Source organism: Cellulomonas bogoriensis 69B4 = DSM 16987 (assembly GCF_000767165.1).
GTDB classification, from domain to species: Bacteria; Actinomycetota; Actinomycetes; order Actinomycetales; family Cellulomonadaceae; genus Actinotalea; species Actinotalea bogoriensis.
In genome coordinates this window covers 1-781 of the sequence record NZ_AXCZ01000397.1, presented here as the reverse complement: position 1 = coordinate 781, position 781 = coordinate 1, and the positions used below count along the sequence as shown (strand labels likewise).

Annotated in this window: 2 protein-coding genes; both read right to left on the bottom strand. The window is 76.7% G+C overall.

Annotated elements, in window-relative coordinates; translation table 11 throughout:
- A partial coding sequence (locus N869_RS15665) for an iron chelate uptake ABC transporter family permease subunit (RefSeq protein WP_198026115.1) occupies positions 1–541 on the bottom strand: 541 nt, incomplete at its 3' end.
- An 11-nt stretch (positions 542–552) separates the two neighbouring features.
- On the bottom strand, positions 553–781 hold a 229-nt coding region (locus tag N869_RS15660), incomplete at its 5' end, for an iron chelate uptake ABC transporter family permease subunit (RefSeq protein ID WP_035063238.1).

Below are 781 nucleotides of genomic sequence, written 5' to 3'. Positions count from 1 at the left end.
TGTTCAGCTCGGCACGGGTCAGCAACCACCAGGTGACGGCGTTGAGCATCGCCCCGATCCCGATGCCCACCAGGACCAACCGTGGCCCGAGGACCCCGCGCCGGAACGCCAGCACGTACACCGCGAGCGCGGTGACCGCTCCCCCGGCGGTCGCGGCGCCGACGAGGGCCCACCCGGTGGCACCGACCAGGACGATCCCGGCGACGGCACCGGCGGAGGCCCCCTGGGTGAAGCCGATGAGCTCGGGGCTGCCGAGGGGGTTGCGGACGAGGGTCTGGAACAGGGCCCCGCTGAGGCCGAGCGCGGCGCCGGCGCCCAGCGCGGCCAGCACCCGGGGCAGACGGAACTCACGGACGACGACGCCGCCGGTGCCGTCGCCGGTGACGAGCGCCGCCCACGTCTGGGCGGGGGTCAGGCCCAGGTCACCGGTGCTGAGCCCGGCGAGGGCGAGGACGGCGGCGACCGTGACGAGTGCGAGGGCGAGGGCCAGGGCGCGGGGCCGCCACCGCACGGAGGTCTGCGGGTGTCGGGTGCGGAGCACCCGGTGGCCGGTCACAGGGCCGCGACCCGTCGCCTGCTCACCAGTGCGATGAGGACCGGTGCCCCGAGGAACGCGGTCACCACCCCGACCTGCAGCTCGCCGGGGGCGACGAGCACCCGCCCGAGCACGTCGGCGAGGAGCAGCAGGACGGGGGCCGCGAGGACGCTGAGGGGCAGCACCCAGCGGTCGTCGGGGCCGGTGAGGGCGCGGACGGCGTGCGGGACCGCCAGGCCGACGAAC